Below are 24,175 nucleotides of genomic sequence, written 5' to 3'. Positions count from 1 at the left end.
GATGATCGAAACGCTGCTTGAAGTGCGTAATTTAAGTAAAACGTTCCGCTACCGGACCGGTTGGTTTCGTCGTCAGACCGTAGAAGCGGTAAAACCCTTGAGCTTTACGCTACGTGAAGGCCAGACACTGGCGATTATTGGCGAGAATGGTTCGGGTAAATCCACGCTGGCAAAAATGCTGGCGGGAATGATAGAACCTACCAGCGGCGAGTTATTGATTGACGATCATCCACTGCATTTTGGCGATTATTCCTTCCGCAGTCAGCGTATTCGCATGATTTTTCAGGATCCTTCGACCTCGTTGAATCCCCGTCAACGTATCTCACAAATTCTGGATTTTCCACTGCGCCTGAACACCAACCTGGAACCGGAACAGCGTCGCAAACAGATTATTGAAACGATGCGTATGGTTGGGCTGCTACCGGATCACGTCAGTTACTATCCGCATATGTTGGCCCCCGGGCAAAAACAGCGTCTGGGTCTGGCGCGCGCGCTGATATTGCGCCCAAAAGTCATTATTGCCGATGAAGCCCTCGCTTCACTGGATATGTCGATGCGTTCGCAGTTGATTAATCTGATGCTGGAATTACAGGAAAAACAGGGTATTTCGTATATTTATGTTACCCAGCATATCGGAATGATGAAGCACATTAGCGACCAGGTGCTGGTGATGCATCAGGGAGAGGTTGTCGAGCGAGGCAGCACCGCGGATGTGCTGGCATCGCCGCTGCATGAACTCACCAAACGGCTGATTGCCGGTCATTTTGGCGAGGCATTGACAGCGGATGCGTGGCGTAAGGACCGTTAGTGTTCTGCACCTCATCCTGACAGGGGCCCCCCTTCAGGATGAGGTATTCATTACTTTTGATTGTCGATTCTGGTGAGAGCAACTAGGAATGCCAGTGTATAACACACCGTAATTGCCAGACTCATTTTTAACAGTGTTTCTCCGCCAAATCCCGACAATGGCGCGGCTATACCGCCGAAGACAAACATGCTCATCCCCATCAACGCAGACGCCGTTCCAGATTCCTGCGTCCCTACTGCACTCATAGCCTCTGCCCCGCCAACAGTGCCGATGCCGCTACAAAATGCAATAGTGAAAAATAATGCCACCAGTGCCGGAATGGGCAATTGTGTCCATGCGCATAAGACCGTGAGCAATGCACACAAAATTGCCGCTATCAGGCCACCTCGCAACAATGTCATCGCATTAATCCGTCGCGCCAGACGCGAAAAGATCCATGAAGCAATGATAAGTCCGATGCCGTTAAGGCCAAACACCAGGCTAAATTGCATTGGACTAAAGCCAAATTCCTTCTGCAACACGAACGACGAAGAGCCGATATACGCAAACAAGCCTGCCAGCATAAAACTTTGAATCAGGCAAAAGCGCATAAAACGGCGGTTCTGCACCACGCTTCGTCCGGTTAATAGCAATGATGAGCCCCTTTTATTTTCTGGCAAGGTCTCATTAATAAATAACATGCAGCCCAGCAACAATACGGTGCTAATTTCAGCCATTACCCAGAATAAAGTACGCCAGTCAAAAGTGCTAACAATGTACCCGCCCAGCACTGGCGACAACACCGGTGCCAGGCCATTCACCGTCATTAACAGCGCAAAAAACTGGGTCAACGTTACTCCCTGATATTTGTCACGAGCAATAGAGCGAGAGAGCACCGAACCACCCGCCCCCGCGATCCCTTGAATAAAACGCCAGACCACCAGCCAGTAAATATTGTTCGTTGTCGCGCACAAAATGGAAGAAACAATAAACAATAGCAACGACAAGATTAACGGACGTTTACGCCCTATTTTGTCGCTCAGAGGGCCAAATAACAGTTGTCCGACGCCAAGACCGATCAGTGATGCAGTCAGCGTTAATTGCGTTATGGTCGTGATTGCCGCCAGTTGCTCAGACATCTCCGGCAAAGCCGGCAAATAAAGATCGGTACACATCGGGCCGATACCGGCTAAAAGACCAAGAATCAATGCCCATGAAAGAGAGACTCTAGCCATATTATTCCTTACTTGAGTGATGACATGCCGCCGCCCAGCGACTGCCAGAGCGTGATTCGGTTTGTAAAATCAGTCAGTTGCAGTGCCAGCAGCTCCTGCTGTGCGCTCCACAAGCTGCGCTGCGCCGTCAACACGGTCAGGTAATCACCAACACCCGTCTGATAGCGACGCAAGCCAACATCGACCGTTTGTTGCTCAGCTTTAACATACTGGCGCTGTGCATCCAGTTGCTCTTCAAGCGTGGTCCGCCGCGCCAGTGCGTTAGCGACATCTTTAAATGCGCTCTGAACGGTTTTTTCATAGGTGGCAATGAGTCCACGCTTTTGTGCTTCTGCGTAACGAAGCTGCGCCAGATTACTTCCGCCAGTGAACAGCGGTAATGTGACCGATGGCGTAAATGACCAGATCTGCATTCCGTGGCTGAACAACGACGACAATGCGTCACTGCCAACACCAGCGCTGGCAGTCAGCGAAATCGTCGGGAAAAAGTTAGCCCGCGCCGCGCCAATATCGGCATTGGCGCTCTTCAAATTATGTTCCGCTTCCTGGATATCCGGGCGACGCAGCAGAACGTCAGATGACACTCCCGCAGGAACCAGACTTATCATCTGTTCCGGCAGGCTTTCCAGTGTTCCCGGTAGCAAATTTTCCTCAAGCGTTGTACCTGCCAGTAAGTTCAGCGCATTTTTATCCTGCATCACTTGTGTCTGATAGCTGGCAACGCTGGCGCGCGCTTGCTGATAAACACTCATCGCCTCACTGACATCTGTCGCTGCCGCCGTGCCAACCTGTTGCTGGCGCTGGATAATTTTCAATGAGTTTTCTGCACTGGTCATCGTTTCTTTTGCCAGGGCCAGGTTGCTGTTATCGGCCGCCAGTGTCAGCCAGGCGGTGCTGATTTCAGCAATCAGCGTTAAACGGGTGTTCTGGGCTGTAAATTCACTGGCAAGCCAGGTTTCTCGCGCCGCCCGAGATAAACTCTGATTACGACCAAACAGATCTAACGTAAAACTGGACACCGTGCCGTCAGCCTCGGCAGTGGTTTCCGTACCATTCGCCAGCGAACGACTGCGGGTTGAACTTAAGGCCGCATTCACCGTCGGGAATAACGACGCATTAGTTTGCCCATAGAGCGCCCGTGCTGAGTCAATATCAGCAATCGCTTTTTGCACATCGCGGTTACTGTTCAGTGCAATAGTCACCACCTGCTGCAATCGGTGATCGTGGATCACCTGCTGCCAGTCATGGCTGATTGCCTTTCCCTGGCCCTGTGCTCCCGGCAAGGTCGCCGGGATTGGGGATTCAGGCGTGCTGTAGTGGGGATCGAGCGAGACACATCCCGCACTCAACAGCACCAGAAAAATAAGAGAACGACGCAACATAACTTACTCCTGACGGCGCGGTTTACCGGCAAACAAACGTTTCACCAGTACAAAAAACAGAGGAACAAAGAAAATAGCCAGCAACGTAGCGGTCAGCGTACCGCCAATAATGCCCGTACCAATGGCGATGCGGCTGTTCGCCCCTGCGCCGGTTGCTATCGCCAGCGGCATTACCCCCGCAATAAACGCCAGCGAGGTCATGATGATTGGGCGTAAACGAGTCTGCGCCGCGCGTAATGCCGCACGACTCAAGGAATAGCCCTCTGCAACCGCCGCTTCAGCAAATTCCACAATCAGAATGGCGTTTTTCGACGACAAGCCGATAGTGGTTAATAGCGCCACCTGGAAGTAAACATCGTTGTTTAAATCACGCATCCAGGCCGCCAGCGCCGCGCCAAGAAGCCCCAGAGGGATCACCAGAATGACCGAGAACGGGACTGACCAGCTTTCGTACAGTGCTGCAAGGCAGAGGAAAACCACCAGAATAGAAACTGCATACAGACTCAATGCCTGACCACTGGCCAGTTTCTCCTGCAATGACAAACCACTCCAGGCCCAGGTTGTTCCCGCAGGAAGACTGTTTGCCAGTTCCTCCATTTTTGTCATTGCATCGCCGGAACTAAAGCCAGTCGCATTTTCCCCCTGAATTTCATAGGCTGCAGAACCGTTGTAGCGCACCAGTCTTTCCGGTCCATACAGCCAGCGGGTGGTCGCAAAAGCAGAGAATGGTGTCATGGCGTTATCACTACCGCGCACAAACCATTTACCTAAGTCTGACGGCGCGGAACGAAATTCACTGTCGCCCTGAATGTAGACTTTTTTCACACGACCACGGTCAATAAAGTCATTCACATAAGTACCGCCCCACGCACTGGACAGGGTGTCGGTGACATCATTCAAACTCAACCCTAATGACACCGCTTTATTACTATCAATATCTACCTGCAATTGCGGCATTTGTGGCAAATCATTGGCACGAACAGAATGTAACTCCGGACTTTGATTCGCTTTTTCTATCAACTGATTACGCATTTGCAGTAGTGTTTCGCGATCGGTTCCACCGTTAGCTAACAATTCAAACGTAAAACCATTGCTTTGCCCCAGCCCATCAACGGCTGGCGGCGTCATCGCAAATACCGTGGCATCACGAATTGTGCCCAGCTCTTTGGTTGCCCGTAGGGCGATAGCCTGGGCGGTGTTTTCTGCCCCTTTACGTTGAGACCAGTTTTTCAACGAAACAAACGCCATCCCGGTGTTCTGTCCGCTGCCGCTAAAACTGAAACCATCAACGGTAAAAATGACATCGGTATTTGCTTTCTCGTTAATCAGGAACCAGTCAACAATCTGGCGATTCACTTCTGCTGTACGGGCAGCGGTCGCCCCGGCCGGCAGCGTGTACTGCACCATGATTTCGCCCTGGTCTTCAGTGGGTAAGAAACTGCCCGGCAGTTTCCACATCATCAGGGCCATTCCACCACCCAGTACGAGATAAAGCCCCATCGTTCGAGCAGCACGGCGCAGGACATAAATTACGCCTCGCTGATATTTATCTTCAGTACGGCGGTAAAAGCGGTTAAATGCGCCGAAAAAGCCTTTTTTATGTGGCGGAACATGCTGGAGGACGGAACCGCACAGGGCGGGAGTCAAGGTCAATGCCACCACCACGGAAAGCAGCATTGCGGAGATAATGGTTATCGAAAACTGACGATAAATTACCCCCGTAGATCCCCCAAAGAAGGCCATAGGCAGGAATACGGCTGACAACACCAGCGCAATGGCAACCAGTGCGCCAGAAATCTCGCCCATTGATTTTTCCGTGGCTTCACGCGCGGGCAACCCTTCGTCACGCATAATGCGTTCGACGTTCTCCACTACCACAATGGCATCGTCCACCAGCAAGCCGATCGCCAGCACCATTGCAAACAACGTCAGGGTATTAATCGAATAGCCAAACAACGCAAGAACGCCGAATGTGCCCAGTAAAACGACGGGGACAGCTAACGCCGGAATCAGTGTGGCACGCAGGTTTTGCAGGAATAAATACATCACGCAAACCACCAATACGATGGCTTCAAACAGCGTCTGAATTACGTCCTCTACAGAGATTTTAATAAATTCAGTGCTGTCTTTCGGGTAAGCAATGTCGTATCCCTGCGGCATGTTCCGCTGGAATTCGGCAATCTTATCCTTGACCAGCGTCGCCGTATTCAGCGCATTCGCACCGGGCGAAAGCATTACAGCAACCCCGGCAGACGGGTGACCGTTAAGTTTGCCGATAGCGGTATAATCTTCACTGCCCATCTCAACGCGAGCCACATCTTTTATACGAACAACTGCGCCGTCTGACTGGCTTTTCACGATAATATTTTTGAACTGATCCACCGTCTGCAAGCGAGACTGCGCACGTACCGTTGCGGTCAGTTGCTGAGTATTCGGTGAAGGCAATGCCCCTATTTTCCCGGCAGTAACCTGCACGTTTTGCGCTTCAATAGCACTTTGCACGTCTGAAGGCATTAGCGAGTAAGACGCCAGTTTGGCCGGGTCAAGCCAGATGCGCATAGCGTATTCCGCGCCAAAGACTTGCAGACTCCCCACACCTTCAACACGCGCCAGCGGGTCCTGAACGTTACTAACCAACCAGTCGGCGATATCCGAACTGGAGGCTTTGTCAGTGGTGTCATACACGGCAGCAATCAGCAAAAAGTTGCTTTGTGATTTCTCCACCGTAACACCCGTTTGCTGCACTTCGCTGGGTAGGCGCGACTCCGCCTGCTGAATTTTATTCTGCACCTGAACCTGTGCAGTATCTGGATCGGTACCTTGTTCAAAGGTCACATTAATACTGACCGAACCATCAGAGCTGCTGGTTGAGCTGAAATAGAGTAAATTATCAAGCCCAGTGAGTTGTTGCTCGATAACCTGAGTCACGCTGTTCTCCAGCGTTTCGGCAGAAGCACCAGTATAAGTGGCTGAAATTTTAATGGTCGGTGGCGCAACGTCAGGATATTGCGCGACGGGCAATGTGCGAATAGCCAGAATCCCCGCCAACATAATCAAAATGGCGATAACCCAGGCAAAGACCGGGCGGCGAACAAAAAAGCGCGAAAACATCAGGCGTTGCCTCCATTAGCCTGAACTTCAACAGCCTTGACCGTCTGCCCTGAAGTGACTTTTGCAGAACCTTCAACAATCAGTCGGTCGCCGTTGTGCAGGCCGTTTAGCACCAGCCATTTATCACCATATGTTTCTCCCGTTTCGAGCGTTCGCTGCTCTACTTTATTGTCTTTATTCACCACCAGCGCAGTTGCATTGCCTTTAGCATCGCGCGTGACGCCCTGTTGCGGCGCGAGAATAGCGTCTTCCATCACGCCTTCATCGACACGAGCGCGAACAAACATTCCCGGTAATAACTGCTGTTGTGGATTGGGGAAAATCGCCCGTAATGTCACCGAACCGGTAGACTCATCTACAGCGACTTCGGTGAGTTCCAGACGCCCTTTTTCGCTGTAGGTTGTGCCATCTTCCAGAATAAGTGAGACGCTCATGGTGTCACTGTTGGTCGCCAGTGACTGTTTACGCAGACGTAATAAATCGACACTGGAGCGAGTGAGGTCGACATACATTGTATCCAGACCACGAATAGTCGTTAACGCTGTATCTTGCGACGCGGTCACCAGTGCGCCAGGGGTTACCGACGAAATGCCAATGCGCCCTGAAATCGGTGCGGTTACCGTGGTCCAGTCAAGATTAATGCGCGCAGTTTCTAGTGCGGCTTTTTTCGCCTCTACACTGGCTTTATCTTGTGCACAGGTAGACTGAGCATCATCAGCATCCTGTTGTGAAACACCGTTCTCTTTCACCAGTCGGGCATAACGCTGCGCTTTCTGGCAATCGGCTTTTACCAGTGCCTGTGCTTGTTGTAATGCTGCCCGAGCTTCATTCCATGCAGCCTGATAACTGGCCGCATCAATCTGGTAGAGCGGCTGTCCAGCCTTGACCAGATCACCTTCCTTAAATAAGCGTTTCTGGATAATTCCCCCAACCTGCGGACGTACTTCGGCACTGAGCGCAGCACTGGTGCGTCCGGTTAATTCACTGACTACCGAGACCGGTTGAGATTTGACTGTAACAACGCCGACTTCTGTTTCTGACGGGGATGAATTGTTACTTTGCGTATTATCACAACCAGATAAGAGCAGCATTGCCACTACAGATGTTGCTATATACTTCATTATTTTCTCCAGGGTGAGAAATACCCTCCTCATTAAAATTAATGAGGATATGTCAGGGATATTCAGTTATAACGAACCCGCATTGCGAAATGAATTTCGCAATGAAATAAGGGGGATTAATATCCCCCGCTATTGGTTAATTCTGTTCTTATTTATTTATCAACATACTAACAATATCCTGATATATTTCCTGCAGATGTTGTGGATCGCTTTTTTGCGGTGTTAAACGACGATAAACCGTACCTTCCATCATGGTAGCAAACACTTCAACGCAGCAACGAATGTGCTCGTCGCTAAGATGGGGATGCATTCTTTTCATATGTGCACAACCGTTAGCGAACATTCTGGCGTCAGCTTCTTCAAGCATTGCCATAACCCGCGGGTTGCGTGTGGCTTCTGCAGCCACTTCCAGCATCAGCGCGTCGTCGTCCTCATTTAAGGATTTACGCAAGGCAAGGACTTCCGGGAAGTGATCGGTACGCGCGTCAATGTCCATTTGGGCAATACGAAAGTCGATGATACGGCGAACCATCTCTTCAATAATGGCGTCTTTGTTGGCGAAGTAACGATATATCTGACCCACGCTAAGCTGAGCTTCGCTGGCAATTTGCGACATACTGGCGGCATGAAACCCGCAGCGACGAAAACACCGACGGGCGGCGTTAATGATTTCATCCTGACGCTGTTTGTGGCGTATCTCCAGCTTGCTGGTCATTTCTGTCTCCTGGCCTATCACTTGGTGAGAATGATCGTTCTCATTTTTGCTGATTATACGTTTCTCCAAAGTAATGGAAAGTATTTTTATCTTATTCATGGTGCATATTCTGATAATGAAGAGATTGTGGAGATTCTGTGAAGATAGTTGACAATATTAAGTTGGGGTCAATTCATCAGAAAGGCAGCTACTTGTTGTCGCCAGTTCTGTTTTCATCATCAAACTTATCGGAGCTAATACGAATAGTTTCATAGTCAGATTCTATAAGATATTTCCCCAATCTACCCCTTGCAGGCGTCAAGAGTAGATAACGCAAAATGCTCTGTACCGCAGCTTCTCTCCGGTACAGAAAGCGCAACTATAGCCACCCACAGCCAGGTTGATTATAATAATCGTTTATCTGTTCGTACTGTTTACTAAAACGACGAATCGCCTGATTTTCAGGCACAACAAGCATCAACAATAAGGATTAAAGCTATGGGTTTTCTTTCCGGTAAGCGCATTCTGGTAACCGGTGTTGCCAGCAAACTGTCCATCGCCTACGGTATCGCTCAGGCGATGCACCGCGAAGGAGCTGAACTGGCATTCACCTACCAGAACGACAAACTGAAAGGCCGCGTAGAAGAATTTGCCGCTCAATTGGGTTCCAATATCGTTCTGCAATGCGATGTTGCCGAAGATGCCAGCATCGACACCATGTTCGCTGAACTGGGGAAAGTTTGGCCGAAGTTTGACGGTTTCGTACACTCTATTGGTTTTGCACCTGGCGATCAGCTGGATGGTGACTATGTTAACGCCGTTACTCGTGAAGGCTTCAAAATTGCCCACGACATCAGCTCCTACAGCTTCGTTGCAATGGCAAAAGCTTGCCGCTCCATGCTGAATCCGGGTTCTGCCCTGCTGACCCTTTCCTACCTTGGCGCTGAGCGCGCTATCCCGAACTACAACGTTATGGGTCTGGCAAAAGCGTCTCTGGAAGCGAACGTGCGCTATATGGCGAACGCGATGGGTCCGGAAGGTGTGCGTGTTAACGCCATCTCTGCTGGTCCGATCCGTACTCTGGCGGCCTCCGGTATCAAAGACTTCCGCAAAATGCTGGCTCATTGCGAAGCCGTTACCCCGATTCGCCGTACCGTTACTATTGAAGATGTGGGTAACTCTGCGGCATTCCTGTGCTCCGATCTCTCTGCCGGTATCTCCGGTGAAGTGGTCCACGTTGACGGCGGTTTCAGCATTGCTGCAATGAACGAACTCGAACTGAAATAATCGTTCTGTTGGTAAAGATGGGCGGCGTTCTGCCGCCCGTTATCTCTGTTATACCTTTCTGATATTTGTTATCGCCGATCCGTCTTTCTCCCCTTCCCGCCTTGCGTCAGGATAACGATTTCCTTTACGACCAAGGAGCGCCCATGGAACAACGCCACATCACCGGCAAAAGCCACTGGTATCATGAAACGCAATCCAGTACTACGGAGTATGACGTTCTGCCTCTGGTCCCGGAAGCCGCAAAGGTCAGCGATCCCTTTCTACTCGACGTGATCCTTGAAAAAGAAACGCTGGCCCCCTTCCTTTCATGGCTGGACCCTGCGCGTGTTCTTGCAGTGGATTTGTTCCCTGACCAGCTTACCGTGACCCGTTCACAGACCTTCACCGCTTATGAACGCTTGTCGACGGCCCTGACGGTTGCTCAGGTTTGCGGCGTCCAGCGGTTATGTAACTACTATTCGGCGCGACTTACGCCGCTCCCCGGGCCTGATTCCACCAGGGAAAGTAATCATCGGTTGGCACAAATCACGCAATATGCCCGCCAACTGGCTAGCTCGCCTTCTATTATCGACAACCGATCGCGCCAGCATCTGAATGACGTCGGTCTTACTGCCTGGGACTGTGTGATCATTAACCAAATCATTGGTTTTATTGGCTTTCAGGCGCGGACAATTGCGACATTTCAGGCTTATCTCGGGCATCCGGTACGCTGGTTACCCGGGCTGGAGATACAAAACTACGCCGACGCGTCACTGTTTGCTGATGAATCATTACGCTGGCGAAGCAGCTATGAGGTGGAAAAACTACCTGAAGAACACACAAAAAGTTCAACTGCAGAACTTTGCCAACTGGCCGAAATACTCTCTCTCCACCCTATTTCACTTTCCCTTCTCGAAAGGTTGTTAAACAGCACACGGGTTAATACACAGCCGGATAATCAGCTTGCGGCGTTGTTATGCGCGCGGATAAATGGCAGTCCTGCTTGTTTTGCCGCCTGTATGGATTCATCAAATGAATATAAAAAAATCAGCACCCTTCTGCGCAAGGGCGAAAATGAAATTAACCAATGGGCTGACCGTCATTCTGTTGAGCGCGCTACCGTTCAGGCGATACAATGGCTGACCCGAGCACCCGATCGCTTTAGCGCCGCCCAGTTCAGCCCTTTACTCGAACACGAAAAATCATCAACGCAGATTATTAATCTGCTGGTATGGAGCGGGCTGTGTGGCTGGATAAATCGCTTAAAAATCGCGTTGGGTGAGACATATTAACCTTGCCGCGTCAGACAGATTCGCGTAAAACTGTCAGCCGCTCTAATGGCCACCAAAATAGACAATTATGTTTCAGGACAACCCGCTGCTAGCGCAGCTTAAACAGCAACTGCATTCCCAGACGCCACGCGCTGAAGGGGTGGTAAAAGCCACAGAAAAAGGTTTTGGCTTCCTGGAAGTCGACGCGCAAAAAAGTTATTTCATTCCGCCGCCGCAGATGAAAAAAGTCATGCATGGCGACCGAATTATCGCGGTGATCCACAGTGAAAAAGAACGTGAATCCGCAGAGCCAGAAGAACTGGTTGAACCGTTTCTGACTCGTTTCGTGGGTAAAGTTCAGGGCAAAAATGACCGTCTGGCCATCGTTCCTGATCATCCACTCTTAAAAGACGCCATTCCTTGCCGCGCAGCCCGTGGTCTGAACCACGAGTTTAAAGAAGGCGACTGGGCAGTTGCCGAAATGCGCCGTCATCCGCTGAAAGGCGATCGTTCTTTCTATGCTGAACTGACACAATACATCACTTTTGGTGACGACCACTTTGTACCGTGGTGGGTTACCCTTGCGCGCCATAATCTGGAAAAAGAAGCACCAGACGGCGTCGCTACCGAAATGCTCGATGAAGGTCTGGTTCGTAAAGATCTGACCGCGCTGGATTTTGTCACCATCGACAGTGCCAGCACAGAAGATATGGATGACGCCCTTTTCGCTAAGGCGTTGCCGGATGACAAACTTCAGCTGATTGTGGCGATTGCCGATCCAACCGCGTGGATTGCTGAAGGCAGCAAGCTGGACAAAGCCGCGAAAATTCGCGCATTCACCAACTATCTGCCTGGCTTCAACATCCCTATGCTGCCTCGCGAGCTTTCTGACGATCTCTGCTCACTGCGCGCCAATGAAGTCCGCCCAGTACTGGCATGCCGCATGACGCTCTCCGCTGATGGCACCATTGAAGATAATATCGAATTCTTTGCCGCCACCATCGAATCCAAAGCGAAGCTGGTGTATGACCAGGTTTCTGGCTGGCTGGAAAATACCGGTGACTGGCAGCCTGAAAGTGAAGCAATTGCCGAACAAGTCCGTTTGCTAGCGCAAATTTGCCAACGCCGCGGCGAGTGGCGTCATAACCACGCACTGGTGTTTAAAGATCGCCCGGATTACCGCTTTATTCTCGGTGAAAAAGGTGAAGTGCTGGATATCGTCGCCGAGCCTCGTCGCATTGCCAACCGTATCGTCGAAGAAGCGATGATTGCCGCTAACATTTGTGCGGCTCGCGTACTGCGCGATAAGCTCGGTTTTGGTATCTATAACGTGCATATGGGCTTTGATCCGGCGAATGCCGACGCGCTGGCAGCGTTGCTGAAAACGCACGGTCTGCATGTCGATGCCGAAGAAGTGCTCACGCTGGACGGTTTCTGCAAACTGCGTCGTGAACTGGATGCGCAACCAACTGGTTTCCTCGACAGCCGCATTCGTCGCTTCCAGTCATTTGCTGAAATTAGCACTGAACCCGGTCCTCACTTTGGCCTCGGTCTGGAAGCATACGCCACCTGGACTTCGCCGATCCGTAAATATGGCGACATGATCAACCACCGTCTGCTGAAAGCGGTTATCAAAGGCGAAACTGCGACGCGTCCACAGGATGAAATCACTGTGCAAATGGCCGAGCGTCGCCGTCTCAACCGGATGGCAGAACGTGATGTTGGTGACTGGTTATACGCACGCTTCCTGAAAGACAAAGCCGGGACCGACACCCGTTTCTCGGCGGAAATTGTCGATATCAGCCGTGGCGGCATGCGTGTTCGTTTGGTTGATAACGGCGCTATCGCCTTTATTCCGGCACCTTTCTTACACGCTGTGCGCGATGAACTGGTTTGCAGCCAGGAAAACGGCACTGTACAAATTAAAGGTGAAACGGTTTACAAAGTAACTGACGTTATTGACGTCACCATTGCCGAAGTCCGCATGGAAACCCGCAGCATTATTGCGCGCCCGGTCGCGTAATCTCCTTTCACGGCCCATTCCTCATGGATGGGCCGTTTATTTCCCCGCTCTACCTTCGTTATATCCAGGCAGATTTTTTAACTGACTTTCGTTTGAAAACTGGCGTTTTTCCAAAACTGGATTACAAATAAATATATAAAAAAAACAATGCGTTTAGCCGCCGTTAATTTCATGTAAGTCATGTTGTTCCTTTTATTTAACCGCGGACTCCGCAGTTAACCGGAGGATATGCATCATGAAAACCGTTAGGGAGTCCACAACGTTGTACAACTTTCTCGGATCGCACAATCCATACTGGCGGTTGACGGAAAGCAGCGATGTTTTGCGCTTTTCTACCACCGAAACCACAGAACCTGAACGTACGTTGCAGTTATCTGCCGAACAGGCTGCTCGCATCAGGGAAATGACGGTCATCACCTCCAGCCTGATGATGAGTCTGACCGTCGATGAGAGCGATCTTTCTGTGCATCTGGTAGGACGAAAAATCAATAAACGGGAATGGGCTGGCAACGCGTCTGCATGGCATGACACACCAGCAGTTGCTCGTGATTTATCACACGGACTTTCCTTTGCTGAGCAGGTAGTTTCTGAAGCACATTCCGCAATAGTGATTCTCGACAGCCGGGGGAATATCCAACGCTTCAATCGGTTATGTGAAGATTACACAGGGTTGAACGAACACGACGTCATTGGCCAAAGCGTGTTTAAACTGTTTATGAGCCGTCGTGAAGCTGCGGCATCCAGGCGCAATAACCGTGTATTTTTTCGAAGCGGCAATGCATATGAAGTCGAACTGTGGATACCAACACGTAAAGGCCAGCGGCTGTTTCTGTTTCGCAATAAATTTGTCCACAGCGGCAGTGGCAAAAACGAGATTTTTTTAATCTGTTCCGGCACCGACATTACCGAAGAGCGCCGCGCTCAGGAGCGACTGCGTATTCTGGCAAATACCGACAGTATCACCGGACTGCCGAATCGTAACGCAATGCAGGAGTTAATCGATCACGCTATTAATCAGGCAGATAACAATAAAGTTGGGGTCGTGTATCTTGATTTGGATAATTTTAAAAAGGTCAACGACGCCTATGGGCATTTGTTTGGTGACCAGTTATTACGCGACGTGTCATTGGCTATTTTAAGCTGTCTCGAACATGACCAGGTGTTGGCGCGTCCAGGTGGCGATGAGTTTCTGGTACTGGCATCCAACACCTCACAAAGCGCGCTGGAAGCAATGGCATCACGAATTTTGACCCGCTTACGGCTCCCCTTTCGCATTGGTTTAATTGAAGTTTATACCAGCTGTTCAGTAGGTATTGCACTCTCTCCCGAACATGGTTCGGACAGCGCGGCTATTATTCGTCACGCCGACACAGCAATGTACACAGCAAAGGAAGGCGGACGAGGACAATTTTGCGTTTTTACCCCAGAAATGAATCAACGGGTATTTGAATATCTCTGGCTGGATACCAACTTGCGTAAAGCACTGGAAAACGATCAGTTGGTTATTCACTATCAACCGAAAATCACCTGGCGTGGCGAAGTGCGCAGTCTGGAAGCACTAGTACGTTGGCAGTCACCTGAACGTGGGTTGATTCCACCGTTGGACTTCATTTCCTACGCAGAAGAGTCAGGGCTAATTGTGCCTTTAGGCCGTTGGGTGATTCTCGATGTCGTACGCCAGGTGGCGAAGTGGCGGGATAAAGGCATTAACCTGCGAGTGGCGGTAAACATTTCTGCACGTCAGCTCGCCGATCAAACCATTTTCACCGCCCTGAAACAGGTTCTCCAGGAACTCAATTTTGAATACTGCCCTATTGATGTTGAATTGACAGAGAGTTGTCTGATTGAGAATGATGAACTGGCACTGTCTGTTATTCAACAATTTAGCCAACTAGGTGCGCAAGTGCATCTGGATGATTTTGGTACCGGCTACTCTTCACTTTCGCAACTGGCGCGCTTTCCGATCGATGCCATCAAACTTGACCAGGTTTTTGTTCGAGATATTCACAAACAACCTGTCTCGCAGTCACTGGTTCGGGCAATCGTCGCTGTGGCCCAGGCATTGAATCTTCAGGTGATCGCCGAAGGTGTAGAGAGTGCAAAGGAAGATGCTTTTTTAACCAAGAATGGGATCAATGAGCGGCAAGGATTTTTGTTTGCCAAACCGATGCCCGCCGTCGCCTTCGAACGCTGGTATAAACGCTATCTGAAGCGCGCATAAGTAGATGAATATATATACTTAGCGCTATATTCCGTCATTATATATCGTATTCCCGGATGATAATTAGCCGTTGCTGTTAAACACTTCTCTTTTAGCGGCAATTTTTGCATTATTCATTTTCCCCCTTTTGCTATAAGGATGTCCTTGATGTCTGAATTTGATGCCCAGCGCGTTGCCGAACGTATTGATATTGTGTTAGATATCCTTGTGGCAGGCGATTACCACTCTGCGATCCATAATCTCGAGATTCTTAAAGCAGAACTCTTGCGCCAGGTTGCTGAATCTACGCCAGACATCCCGAAGGCACCGTGGGAGATTTAACAATCGTGCCTTCAGGTTTTCCTATTTGAGGATGCCCGGCGCGTCAGTATTTTTTATTAAGTATTATAACGTTATAAGAATTACAGCGATGAATTCCCGACAACAAACTATTCTACAGATGGTCATTGACCAGGGTCAGGTTAGCGTAACCGATCTGGCAAAAGCCACTGGAGTTTCTGAAGTTACCATTCGCCAGGATCTCAACACCCTCGAAAAACTGAGTTACCTCCGCCGTGCACATGGCTTTGCAGTTTCGCTTGATAGTGATGACGTCGAAACCCGTATGATGAGCAACTATACGCTGAAGCGTGAACTCGCCGAGTTTGCCGCGTCACTGGTTCAACCGGGCGAAACCATCTTTATCGAAAATGGCAGCAGCAATGCCCTGCTCGCCCGGACTCTGGGGGAGCAGAAGAAAAATGTCACTATCATCACGGTCAGCAGCTACATCGCGCATTTGCTGAAAGACGCGCCTTGTGAAGTTATTTTGCTCGGTGGCGTGTACCAGAAAAAAAGCGAAAGTATGGTTGGCCCGTTGACACGCCAGTGCATCCAACAGGTACATTTCAGCAAAGCATTTATTGGTATTGATGGCTGGCAACCTGAAACTGGATTCACCGGTCGCGATATGATGCGTACCGATGTGGTGAATGCCGTGCTGGAAAAAGAGTGCGAAGCGATAGTCCTGACTGACAGCTCGAAATTTGGTGCTGTACATTCATACTCCATCGGTCCCGTTGAGCGATTCAATCGCGTGATTACCGATTCGAAAATACGCGCCAGCGATCTGATGCATCTTGAGCACAGTAAACTCACCGTTCACGTCGTTGACATTTAACCATTTCCCTTCTCTACGGATGATTTGCAGTTTGGCAAATCATCCGCTCTAAGATGATTCCTGGTTGATAATTAAGACTATTTACCTGTTATTAACACTCTTAAGATATAAAATTATTATCAGCGATATAACAGGAAGTCATTATCACCTGCGTGATATAACCCTGCGCGCGAGCGGATTTCACGGAATAATTTCACCCAGCTTATTCTTAGCTATTATAGTTATAGAGAGCTTACTTCCGTGAATCATAAATTCAGGAGAGAGTATTATGTTTGTAACGAGCAAAAAAATGACCGCGGCTGTTCTGGCAATTACCCTGGCAATGTCTCTGAGTGCCTGTTCTAACTGGTCTAAACGGGACCGCAACACCGCAATCGGCGCGGGTGCAGGGGCATTAGGCGGTGCAGTACTGACCGATGGCAGTACGTTGGGTACATTAGGTGGCGCAGCTGTCGGTGGTGTTATTGGTCACCAGGTCGGTAAATAATCGTAAATAAATGTCGATTATCGACTCGCAATTATAATACGCTTGATTCTGTTCAGTACGAAATAACTGAATAATACACACAGTAAAATATTCGAAAGCCACGGATATATCCGTGGCTTTTTATGTTAACCGCCTGCGAGTTTTACCTTCATCCCTTTCGCTTCAAGCAGTGATTTTAATAGATCGCGCTTATCGCCCTGGATTTCAATAACTCCATCTTTAACTGCTCCGCCGCAGCCGCATTTTTTCTTCAGTTCCGCTGCAAGTTTTGTCAGTTCGGCATCATCGAGATCGATACCGGTAATCAGGCAAACGCCCTTACCTTTACGTCCACTGGTCTGACGCTGAATACGCACCACACCATCGCCTTTAGGGCGTACTGGGGCCGCTTTGGGCTCATCAATACGCCCGGTTTCTGTTGAGTAGACCAGACGGCTGTTGGAATCACTCATCATGCACTCCGCTGTAAAGAGGCGTTGATCGCTTTCAGCGTCTGCGCTGGATCTACCGATTGCGTTACCGGGCGACCAATCACCATATAATCAACACCAGCCGCCAACGCCTGTTCTGGCGTCATAATGCGGCGCTGGTCACCTGCTTCACTCCCCTGCGGACGAATGCCCGGTGTAACCAGTTTGAACTCCTGACCGAATACCTGTTTAAAGCGCACAGCTTCCTGAGCAGAACACACCACACCATCAAGGCCACATTTTTGCGTCAGTGCCGCCAGACGTTCTGCATAATCTGCAGGTGACAGTGTCACGCCAAGATCGGCCAGGTCGCTGGCTTCCATGCTGGTCAACACTGTCACAGCAATCAAAAGCGGTGCATCTTTGCCATACGGAACCAGTGCCTCACGCGCTGCGGTCATCATACGCGCCCCACCAAAGGCATGAACATTCACCATCCACACGCCTAAGTCAGCTGCAGCAGCGACAGCGTGCGCTGCAGTGTTGGGGATATCGTGGAATTTCAGGTCAAGAAAGATATCAAAACCACGCTGTTGAAGTTCGCGCACAAACTGTGGCCCAAACAATGTAAACATCTCTTTGCCGACCTTCAGACGACAATCGCGTGGGTCGATCTTGTCGACAAAGGCCAGCGCGGCATCACGATTATGATAATCAAGGGCAACAACCACAGGAGAATTCGTAACAGCGCGGGAAGAAGATGAAGCAGTTAACGTCATGACCAGACCTTCTTGATGATGGGCACCGGAAGTGGCGCGAAACAGGTAAACGGCGAGCATTCTACCCGTGGAAATAAAAAATTAACAGTTGCGATTTCTCCCCTGGCAGGCTTTTTCTGCGCCGTCGTTGCCGGAGCACAATGGGACATCAATAACTAGTATGTTGTAACTAAAGTCGGTTTTTTTAAAAAATTACAGGCCATCAAGACCGCGAATCGGTTTAATAGTTGACCAGGCACGACAAGACGGACAATGCCAGTAGAGGGTGTATGCGGTAAAACCACATTTCTGGCAGCGATAACGAGGCTTACTACGTACCTTCTCGCCAACCATGTCACGCAGCACCATCAGGCTCTCTTTGGCACGCCCTTCTTCCGCTTCATTTAAGTGGTAATCCATTAACTTATGGAACACACGCATGGTCGGATGACGCTGAAGCTGGCGCGTAATATAGACCTGTGCAGCCTCACTACCGTCGCGCGCTTCGATGATATCCGCAAGCATCAATTCAGCATCGGCGCCGGTGTTCTCTTCCACCGCGCGCTGCAGGAATTCTGCCCATTCGGCAGTTTTACCCAACTGCTGATAGCAGGTTTGCAACATTTCCAGCGTTTCGCTGACCAGTTCTCTGTCCTGGGATATCACGCGTTGCAAACTTTCGACGGCTTTGGCGTATTCTCCTTTCGCCATAAACACGCGTCCCATCATGATGGATACGCGGGCGCTGTTTTTATCTGCCGCCGCCCCTTTTTTTAGCAAGGTCATGGCACGATCGAGATCGTCGCTGGCCATATGCTGCAGGGCTAACTCACAGTAGAAATGGGCAATTTCGACGCGCTGTTTATCTTTACCCAGCTTCACCAGGCGTTCGGCAACATCAATTGCTTTCTGCCACTCGCTGGTAGCCTGGTAGATTTGTAGCAACTGTTGCAGCGCGCCAATGCGGAAGTCAGTTTCATCGGTCAGCTGATTGAACATGTCTTCCGCGCGGTCGTATAACCCAGCGGCCATGTAATCACGCCCCAGTTGTTGAATCGCCAACAGACGCTGTTCATAGGTCAGCGAGGCGCTTTCCATTAGGGTCTGATGGATGCGAATAGCGCGATCAACTTCGCCACGCGAACGGAACAGGTTTCCGAGCGTAAGGTGGGCTTCAACGGTGCCTGTATCCTCTTTAAGCATATCGAGAAACAGGTCTACCGCTTTATCCTGTTGATTACTAAGCAGGAAGTTAACCCCCGCTACGTAATCACGCGACAAGCGGTTGGCTTCATCTTGCTTGTTTTGTTGCGCACTTCTGCGGCCCATATACCAGCCATAGGCAGCGGCTACAGGCAAAAGCAGAAACAACAACTCCAGCATAGAAAGTTATTCCTTCGCCACTGACGAGTGCGGCGCTACAGCCACGTCAGTCGCGGGTGAAAGCTGGTTTTCCAGTCGCTTTATTTTACGTTCAGCGCGCGCCAGGGAAACACGAACTCGCAGCCAGAACAGGCCACAAATCAACCAACCGATAGCAAACCCCGCAGCAAACAATACCGCCAGCAATGTGGAAATACGGTACTCCCCTTGCGCTAACAGATAATTAAACGTCACCTGTTGATCGTTCTGCGCACCCAACGTGACCGAAATCACGAAGATCGCTAACACCAGTAAGAAAATGAGTAAATATTTCACATTACTTCCCGTTATGTGGTTAGAGCGAATAAATTATGGTCAACTTACCGCAATAGCCCTTTAAAGTACCATTTTCGCGCCGTCTGCGAAATGGCATCCACGCGCATTGTTGATGATTTAAGGGCTAAATTCGGAAAATCAACCAGCGTTAACTTTCTTGTTCTCGTTGCGCTATTTCGCGATTTTCTTCCGCAGGTGGTGTTAATGGCCCACAAATTCGTTGCGCAAGCCACGTTGCCACCGCCACCAGCGCCCACGAAATCAACGTAGCTACTACCAGATCGCGTGGCCAATGCATCCCGAGCAGCAGGCGGCTTCCCATGACTCCCGTTGCCCAGACCAGCAAGATAGCAATGGTTAACGTTCGCCGACGCGGCCACAGCAAACCAACGGCTAGCAGTGCCCAACTGGCAGCAAACATCGTGTGACCGGAAGGAAAGGCAAACCCCGTCTCTTTCTGCCAGTGTGAACGCAAATATTGTGGGATATTTTTCTCTTCAGCCAACTGTTCTTTCACTAAATTTCCGCGTTCTGCTCGCTTTAAAGTGTAGAACTCATCAACCGGAATATGATGTGTTTTTTCCAGCCAGATAACAAAAGGTCGTGGTTCCTGGACTTTGTCTTTGATCCAGGATTTAACGCCTTGTCCCACAAGGATTGCGGCCGCCAGAATGGCAAATAATACAAAGGCAGCCTTAATGCGAAAACGCAGACACCAGAGAAACCAGCCGAATAAAATCAAATGTGTAATGACGCCCCAGGGCTGGGTGACAGTTTCAGTAACCCAAAAAGCCGCTTTTAGTAGCCAACTTTGTTCTCCAGGTTGCCAACGCCAGCCAGAAATCCATACGGCTACTGGCATGACAAGCAATAGTGCAGCTCCCACTGCGGTACGTCGGGCAATCGAACGCATGGCCTCTCCTTTTTGATAAGTCCCACAATCATAACTGAAAACGCCAGTTCCAGGAAAAATTGACAGATTTGTGCCATTCCGTGAACGATCGACGCGTCGTGATTAGGTGAACCCCTTCTCGTTATGGCAAAATAAGCCAATACAGAACCAGCATTATCTGGAGAATTTCATGCAGCTTAAACGTGTGGCAGAAGCCAAACTGCCAACCCCATGGGGCGATTTCCTGATGGTGGGATTTGAAGAACTGGCAACCGGACACGATCATGTCGCGCTAGTCTATGGCGATATTTCCGGGCATACCCCGGTACTTGCGCGCGTCCATTCCGAATGTCTGACCGGTGACGCCCTGTTCAGCTTGCGCTGCGATTGTGGCTTCCAGCTCGAAGCGGCATTGACGCAAATTGCCGAGGAAGGCCGTGGTATTTTGCTGTATCACCGTCAGGAAGGTCGTAACATTGGTCTGCTGAATAAAATCCGCGCTTACGCACTGCAGGATCAAGGTTACGATACCGTAGAGGCTAACCACCAGTTAGGCTTCGCCGCTGATGAGCGCGACTTCACTCTTTGCGCTGATATGTTCAAACTCCTTGGCGTCAATGAAGTCCGCTTGTTAACCAATAACCCGAAAAAAGTCGAAATTCTGACCGAAGCGGGGATTAATATTGTTGAACGCGTACCATTGATTGTAGGTCGTAACCCCAATAACGAACATTATCTCGATACCAAAGCCGAGAAAATGGGCCATTTGCTGAACAAATAACCCTCTTGCATTGTGTAATTAGTTTGCTTGCCGGAAGCAAAATAACCGGCAAGCAAATACTTGTTACTTCAACATATTACGAATGACATAATGCAAAATGCCGTCGTTCTGGTAGTAGGTCAACTCCGTCGCGGTGTCGATACGACAACGGCAGGGTACGACCTCCTGGCTACCATCCGCGCGCGTAAGCGTCACCGGAACCGTCGCACCGGGTTGTAGATTTTGCAGATCGCCAATATCAATCTTCTCTTCCCCGGTTAGTCCTAACGTTTTACGCGTTACGCCTTGCGGAAATTCCAGCGGCAGGATGCCCATGCCAATTAAATTCGAACGGTGAATTCGTTCAAACGATTCGGCAATCACCACACGAATTCCAAGCAGACGAGGACCTTTTGCCGCCCAGTCACGGCTTGAGCCTGATCCATACTCTTTCCCGGCAATCACCGCCAGCGGCGTTTGTTCCTGCTTATAGCGCATCGCAGCATCATAAATAGAGACTACGTCGCTGTCAGGTAAATGCCGCGTCATCCCCCCTTCAACGCCAGGCACCATTTCATTACGGATGCGAATATTGGCGAAGGTGCCGCGCATCATCACTTCATGGTTACCACGCCGCGAACCGTAGGAGTTAAAGTCTTTTCGCTCAACACCCCGACCTTGTAGATATCGACCCGCTGGGCTGTCGGGCTTAATACTGCCCGCCGGAGAGATATGGTCAGTGGTGACTGAATCCCCCAGCATTGCGAGGATCCGCGCACCGTGAATATCTTCCACTGGTGCTGGTGTTGCCTGCATTTCATCAAAGAAAGGCGATAAGCGAATATAGGTTGAGTCCTCCTGCCAACCGTAGGTATCGGATCGTGTGACGTTAATTTCCTTCCACTCTGCTGTGCCTTCAAAAACTTCTGCGTACTCTTTGCGGAACATTTCTGTGGAGACTTGTTCTACCGCACGGGCAATTTCTTGTGCCGATGGCCAGATATCTTTCAGATATACCGGATCGCCTTTACGATCATGGCCGATAGGCTCAGAAGCCAGGTTGATATTCATATTTCCCGCCAGCGCATAGGCAACCACCAGCGGCGGCGAGGCCAGCCAGTTGGTTTTAACCAGCGGATGGATACGGCCTTCAAAGTTACGGTTGCCGGACAGCACTGCACCGACGGTTAAATCGCCTTTTTTGATTGCCGTTTCGATAGGATCGGGCAGCGGCCCAGAGTTACCAATACAGGTGGTACAACCGTATCCCACAAGGTTAAACCCCAGTTCGTCGAGATACGGTGTCAATTTCGCTTTTGCCAGATAATCAGAAACAACTTTCGAGCCTGGTGCCAGCGACGCTTTGACCCACGGTTGCCGCTTGAGGCCAAGAATTACGGCTTTTTTCGCCAGCAAGCCTGCAGCCATCAGCACACTTGGGTTAGAGGTGTTGGTGCACGAGGTTATCGCAGCAATGACCACAGCGCCATCAGGTAACTGATACTGATGTCCGTTCATAACATAATCGACCGGCTGGCGATCTTTATGCGTGGCATTCACTTCCAGTTCGTTACTGGCGGCAAATGCTTTTGGTACATCGGGCAGTGCAACGCGATCCTGTGGGCGTTTTGGCCCTGCCAGGCTCGCTTCAACGTCATTCATATCCAGTTCTAACGTACTGGTAAAAATCGGTTCATCGCCCGGGTTACGCCACATGCCCTGCGCTTTGGCATATTTTTCGACCAACTCAACCTGATCTTCGCTGCGCCCGCTTAAACGCATGTAATCGAGGGTTACAGCATCGATTGGGAAGAAGCCACAGGTGGCACCATATTCTGGCGACATATTGGCAATGGTGGCGCGATCCGCCAGCGGTAGTGAATCCAGACCATCACCATAAAATTCGACGAATTTCCCCACCACGCCATGTTTGCGCAGCATTTGGGTAACAGTGAGAACCAGGTCTGTGGCGGTAATACCTTCACGTAATTTACCGGTAAGTTTAAAGCCCACTACGTCCGGGATAAGCATGGAAACCGGCTGGCCTAACATTGCGGCTTCTGCTTCGATCCCACCCACGCCCCACCCCAGCACGCCAAGGCCGTTGATCATAGTGGTGTGCGAGTCAGTACCAACGAGTGTATCCGGATAAGCAATCCATTCACCGTCCTGCAATTCACTCCACACTGCTTTGCCGAGATATTCGAGGTTAACCTGATGGCAAATGCCTGTGCCTGGCGGCACGACGCTAAACCGACTGAACGCTTGCTTTCCCCATTTCAGGAACACATAACGTTCGTGGTTGCGCTCCATTTCCAGGCGTACGTTTTCTTCAAATGCCTCATCATCACCAAAACGATCGACGGTCACCGAGTGGTCAATGACCAGGTCGACCGGTGAGAGCGGGTTAACCTTTGCAGTATCGCCGCCGAGGCGTTTAACCGCTTCGCGCATTGCCGCCAGATCAACAACGGCAGGTACGCCGGTAAAATCCTGCATCAGCACCCTTGCCGGGCGGTAGGCAATTTCACGGTCAGCATGGGCATTTTTCAGCCATCCTGCCAGCGCGTGGATATCCTCTTCGGTAACCGAGTTACCATCCTGCCAGCGCAGCAGGTTTTCGAGCAAAACTTTGAGTGACTTGGGTAGACGGGTGATATCGCCCAGTGATTTAGCAGCAAGCGGCAGGCTGTAGTAGTGGTAAGTTTTATCTTTGGCCTGCAACGTGTCCTTACTGGCTTCTCGTAGGGTTGACGACATAGCTCCTCCTTAATGACAGGGTTGCGAAGCCCTGATTCTCTTCAGGGTGAATATTAAAGATAACACAAACATCGCGTAACGATTTGATAACAACCCAAATTGATAAAAGAGGAGAAACCTTGTGGCAAAGCAAATGACAA

Annotated in this window: 22 protein-coding genes; 9 read left to right on the top strand and 13 right to left on the bottom strand. The window is 50.2% G+C overall.

The features are described 5' to 3' along the window. The first annotated feature begins 1 nt into the window (after position 1). Positions 2-808: a peptide ABC transporter ATP-binding protein SapF gene (gene sapF / locus HUZ68_RS10470; RefSeq protein WP_000573412.1), complete on the top strand. Its 807-nt coding sequence runs from the start codon at positions 2-4 to the stop codon at positions 806-808. A gap of 50 nt (positions 809-858) precedes the next feature. Here the strand turns inward: sapF and HUZ68_RS10465 are convergent, their stop codons facing one another. The 5 genes from HUZ68_RS10465 to HUZ68_RS10445 all read right to left on the bottom strand — a co-directional run bounded on the left by HUZ68_RS10465 (position 859) and on the right by HUZ68_RS10445 (position 8,351). Then, positions 859-2,022, bottom strand: coding sequence for a multidrug effflux MFS transporter (locus HUZ68_RS10465; protein ID WP_112924873.1), 1,164 nt, complete (start codon positions 2,020-2,022; stop codon positions 859-861). 8 nt (positions 2,023-2,030) lie between these two features. Then, on the bottom strand, positions 2,031-3,404 hold the full coding sequence (locus HUZ68_RS10460; protein ID WP_000946211.1) for an efflux transporter outer membrane subunit: 1,374 nt from the start codon (positions 3,402-3,404) through the stop codon (positions 2,031-2,033). 3 nt (positions 3,405-3,407) lie between these two features. Further along, a complete protein-coding gene (locus HUZ68_RS10455) occupies positions 3,408-6,515 on the bottom strand; it encodes an efflux RND transporter permease subunit (RefSeq protein ID WP_000492810.1) in 3,108 nt (1,035 codons plus the stop codon). Beyond that, entirely contained in the window at positions 6,515-7,636 is a 1,122-nt protein-coding gene (locus tag HUZ68_RS10450) for an efflux RND transporter periplasmic adaptor subunit (protein ID WP_000873810.1), read from the bottom strand. The genes HUZ68_RS10455 and HUZ68_RS10450 overlap by 1 nt, the downstream gene beginning before the upstream one ends. 148 nt (positions 7,637-7,784) lie before the next feature. After that, positions 7,785-8,351, bottom strand: a complete 567-nt coding sequence (locus HUZ68_RS10445) for a TetR/AcrR family transcriptional regulator (RefSeq protein WP_000202113.1) — start codon at positions 8,349-8,351, stop codon at positions 7,785-7,787. A 477-nt stretch (positions 8,352-8,828) separates the two neighbouring features. Between HUZ68_RS10445 and fabI the strand changes: the two genes are divergently transcribed. The 3 genes from fabI to HUZ68_RS10430 all read left to right on the top strand — a co-directional run bounded on the left by fabI (position 8,829) and on the right by HUZ68_RS10430 (position 12,890). Beyond that, positions 8,829-9,617 carry an enoyl-ACP reductase FabI gene (gene fabI, locus HUZ68_RS10440; RefSeq protein ID WP_000506494.1) on the top strand — a complete coding sequence of 263 codons (789 nt, stop codon included), beginning with the start codon at positions 8,829-8,831 and terminating at the stop codon, positions 9,615-9,617. A gap of 143 nt (positions 9,618-9,760) precedes the next feature. Further along, positions 9,761-10,888, top strand: coding sequence for a carboxymuconolactone decarboxylase family protein (locus HUZ68_RS10435; protein WP_001362353.1), 1,128 nt, complete (start codon positions 9,761-9,763; stop codon positions 10,886-10,888). Positions 10,889-10,955: 67 nt separating this feature from the next. Further along, positions 10,956-12,890: an exoribonuclease II gene (locus HUZ68_RS10430; RefSeq protein WP_033815773.1), complete on the top strand. Its 1,935-nt coding sequence runs from the start codon at positions 10,956-10,958 to the stop codon at positions 12,888-12,890. Positions 12,891-12,967: 77 nt separating this feature from the next. On the opposite strand, the gene HUZ68_RS10425 is transcribed toward HUZ68_RS10430, so the two are convergent. Continuing rightward, positions 12,968-13,072 carry a hypothetical protein gene (locus HUZ68_RS10425; protein ID WP_000221855.1) on the bottom strand — a complete coding sequence of 35 codons (105 nt, stop codon included), beginning with the start codon at positions 13,070-13,072 and terminating at the stop codon, positions 12,968-12,970. Positions 13,073-13,125: 53 nt separating this feature from the next. On the opposite strand from HUZ68_RS10425, the gene pdeR reads away from it, so the two are divergent. Next, on the top strand, positions 13,126-15,111 hold the full coding sequence (gene pdeR / locus HUZ68_RS10420) for a cyclic di-GMP phosphodiesterase (RefSeq protein WP_000859974.1): 1,986 nt from the start codon (positions 13,126-13,128) through the stop codon (positions 15,109-15,111). Here pdeR and ymiD read toward each other — a convergent pair. Then, the gene (gene ymiD, locus HUZ68_RS10415) at positions 15,093-15,221 is read right to left on the bottom strand and encodes a protein YmiD (protein WP_023148853.1); all 129 of its coding nucleotides are present in this window, start codon (positions 15,219-15,221) and stop codon (positions 15,093-15,095) included. The two genes, pdeR and ymiD, sit on opposite strands and share 19 nt — an antisense overlap. Before the next feature lie 37 nt (positions 15,222-15,258). Between ymiD and HUZ68_RS10410 the strand changes: the two genes are divergently transcribed. From HUZ68_RS10410 to osmB, 3 genes are all read left to right on the top strand, one after another. Then, complete coding sequence (locus HUZ68_RS10410; RefSeq protein ID WP_001288368.1) at positions 15,259-15,432, top strand: YciZ family protein; 174 nt, start codon at positions 15,259-15,261, stop codon at positions 15,430-15,432. 88 nt (positions 15,433-15,520) lie between these two features. Next, positions 15,521-16,270: a DNA-binding transcriptional regulator YciT gene (gene yciT, locus HUZ68_RS10405; protein ID WP_001088621.1), complete on the top strand. Its 750-nt coding sequence runs from the start codon at positions 15,521-15,523 to the stop codon at positions 16,268-16,270. A 268-nt stretch (positions 16,271-16,538) separates the two neighbouring features. After that, on the top strand, positions 16,539-16,757 hold the full coding sequence (gene osmB, locus HUZ68_RS10400) for an osmotically-inducible lipoprotein OsmB (RefSeq protein WP_000498253.1): 219 nt from the start codon (positions 16,539-16,541) through the stop codon (positions 16,755-16,757). A 125-nt stretch (positions 16,758-16,882) separates the two neighbouring features. Here the strand turns inward: osmB and yciH are convergent, their stop codons facing one another. The 5 genes from yciH to pgpB all read right to left on the bottom strand — a co-directional run bounded on the left by yciH (position 16,883) and on the right by pgpB (position 20,536). Beyond that, positions 16,883-17,209 carry a stress response translation initiation inhibitor YciH gene (yciH, locus tag HUZ68_RS10395; protein WP_001362354.1) on the bottom strand — a complete coding sequence of 109 codons (327 nt, stop codon included), beginning with the start codon at positions 17,207-17,209 and terminating at the stop codon, positions 16,883-16,885. Then, on the bottom strand, positions 17,209-17,946 hold the full coding sequence (gene pyrF / locus HUZ68_RS10390) for an orotidine-5'-phosphate decarboxylase (RefSeq protein ID WP_000176264.1): 738 nt from the start codon (positions 17,944-17,946) through the stop codon (positions 17,209-17,211). Before pyrF ends, yciH begins: the two co-directional genes overlap by 1 nt. 192 nt (positions 17,947-18,138) lie before the next feature. Then, on the bottom strand, positions 18,139-19,308 hold the full coding sequence (lapB, locus tag HUZ68_RS10385; RefSeq protein WP_000891353.1) for a lipopolysaccharide assembly protein LapB: 1,170 nt from the start codon (positions 19,306-19,308) through the stop codon (positions 18,139-18,141). 6 nt (positions 19,309-19,314) lie between these two features. Further along, the gene (gene lapA, locus HUZ68_RS10380; protein ID WP_001612902.1) at positions 19,315-19,623 is read right to left on the bottom strand and encodes a lipopolysaccharide assembly protein LapA; all 309 of its coding nucleotides are present in this window, start codon (positions 19,621-19,623) and stop codon (positions 19,315-19,317) included. Between the two features lie 148 nt (positions 19,624-19,771). Continuing rightward, the gene (pgpB, locus tag HUZ68_RS10375; RefSeq protein WP_001256538.1) at positions 19,772-20,536 is read right to left on the bottom strand and encodes a phosphatidylglycerophosphatase B; all 765 of its coding nucleotides are present in this window, start codon (positions 20,534-20,536) and stop codon (positions 19,772-19,774) included. Positions 20,537-20,705: 169 nt separating this feature from the next. Here pgpB and ribA point away from each other — a divergent pair, with 169 nt between their 5' ends. Beyond that, positions 20,706-21,296 (top strand): GTP cyclohydrolase II, encoded by a 591-nt coding sequence (gene ribA, locus HUZ68_RS10370; protein ID WP_001176295.1) that lies wholly within the window; start codon positions 20,706-20,708, stop codon positions 21,294-21,296. A 63-nt stretch (positions 21,297-21,359) separates the two neighbouring features. On the opposite strand, the gene acnA is transcribed toward ribA, so the two are convergent. Further along, positions 21,360-24,035 carry an aconitate hydratase AcnA gene (acnA, locus tag HUZ68_RS10365; RefSeq protein ID WP_021534107.1) on the bottom strand — a complete coding sequence of 892 codons (2,676 nt, stop codon included), beginning with the start codon at positions 24,033-24,035 and terminating at the stop codon, positions 21,360-21,362. Between the last annotated feature and the right edge of the window lie 140 nt (positions 24,036-24,175).

Source organism: Shigella dysenteriae, from assembly GCF_022354085.1.
Lineage (GTDB): Bacteria > Pseudomonadota > Gammaproteobacteria > Enterobacterales > Enterobacteriaceae > Escherichia > Escherichia coli.
Note: the sequence above shows the minus strand (reverse complement) of the source record. Positions and strands in the feature narration are given on the sequence as shown.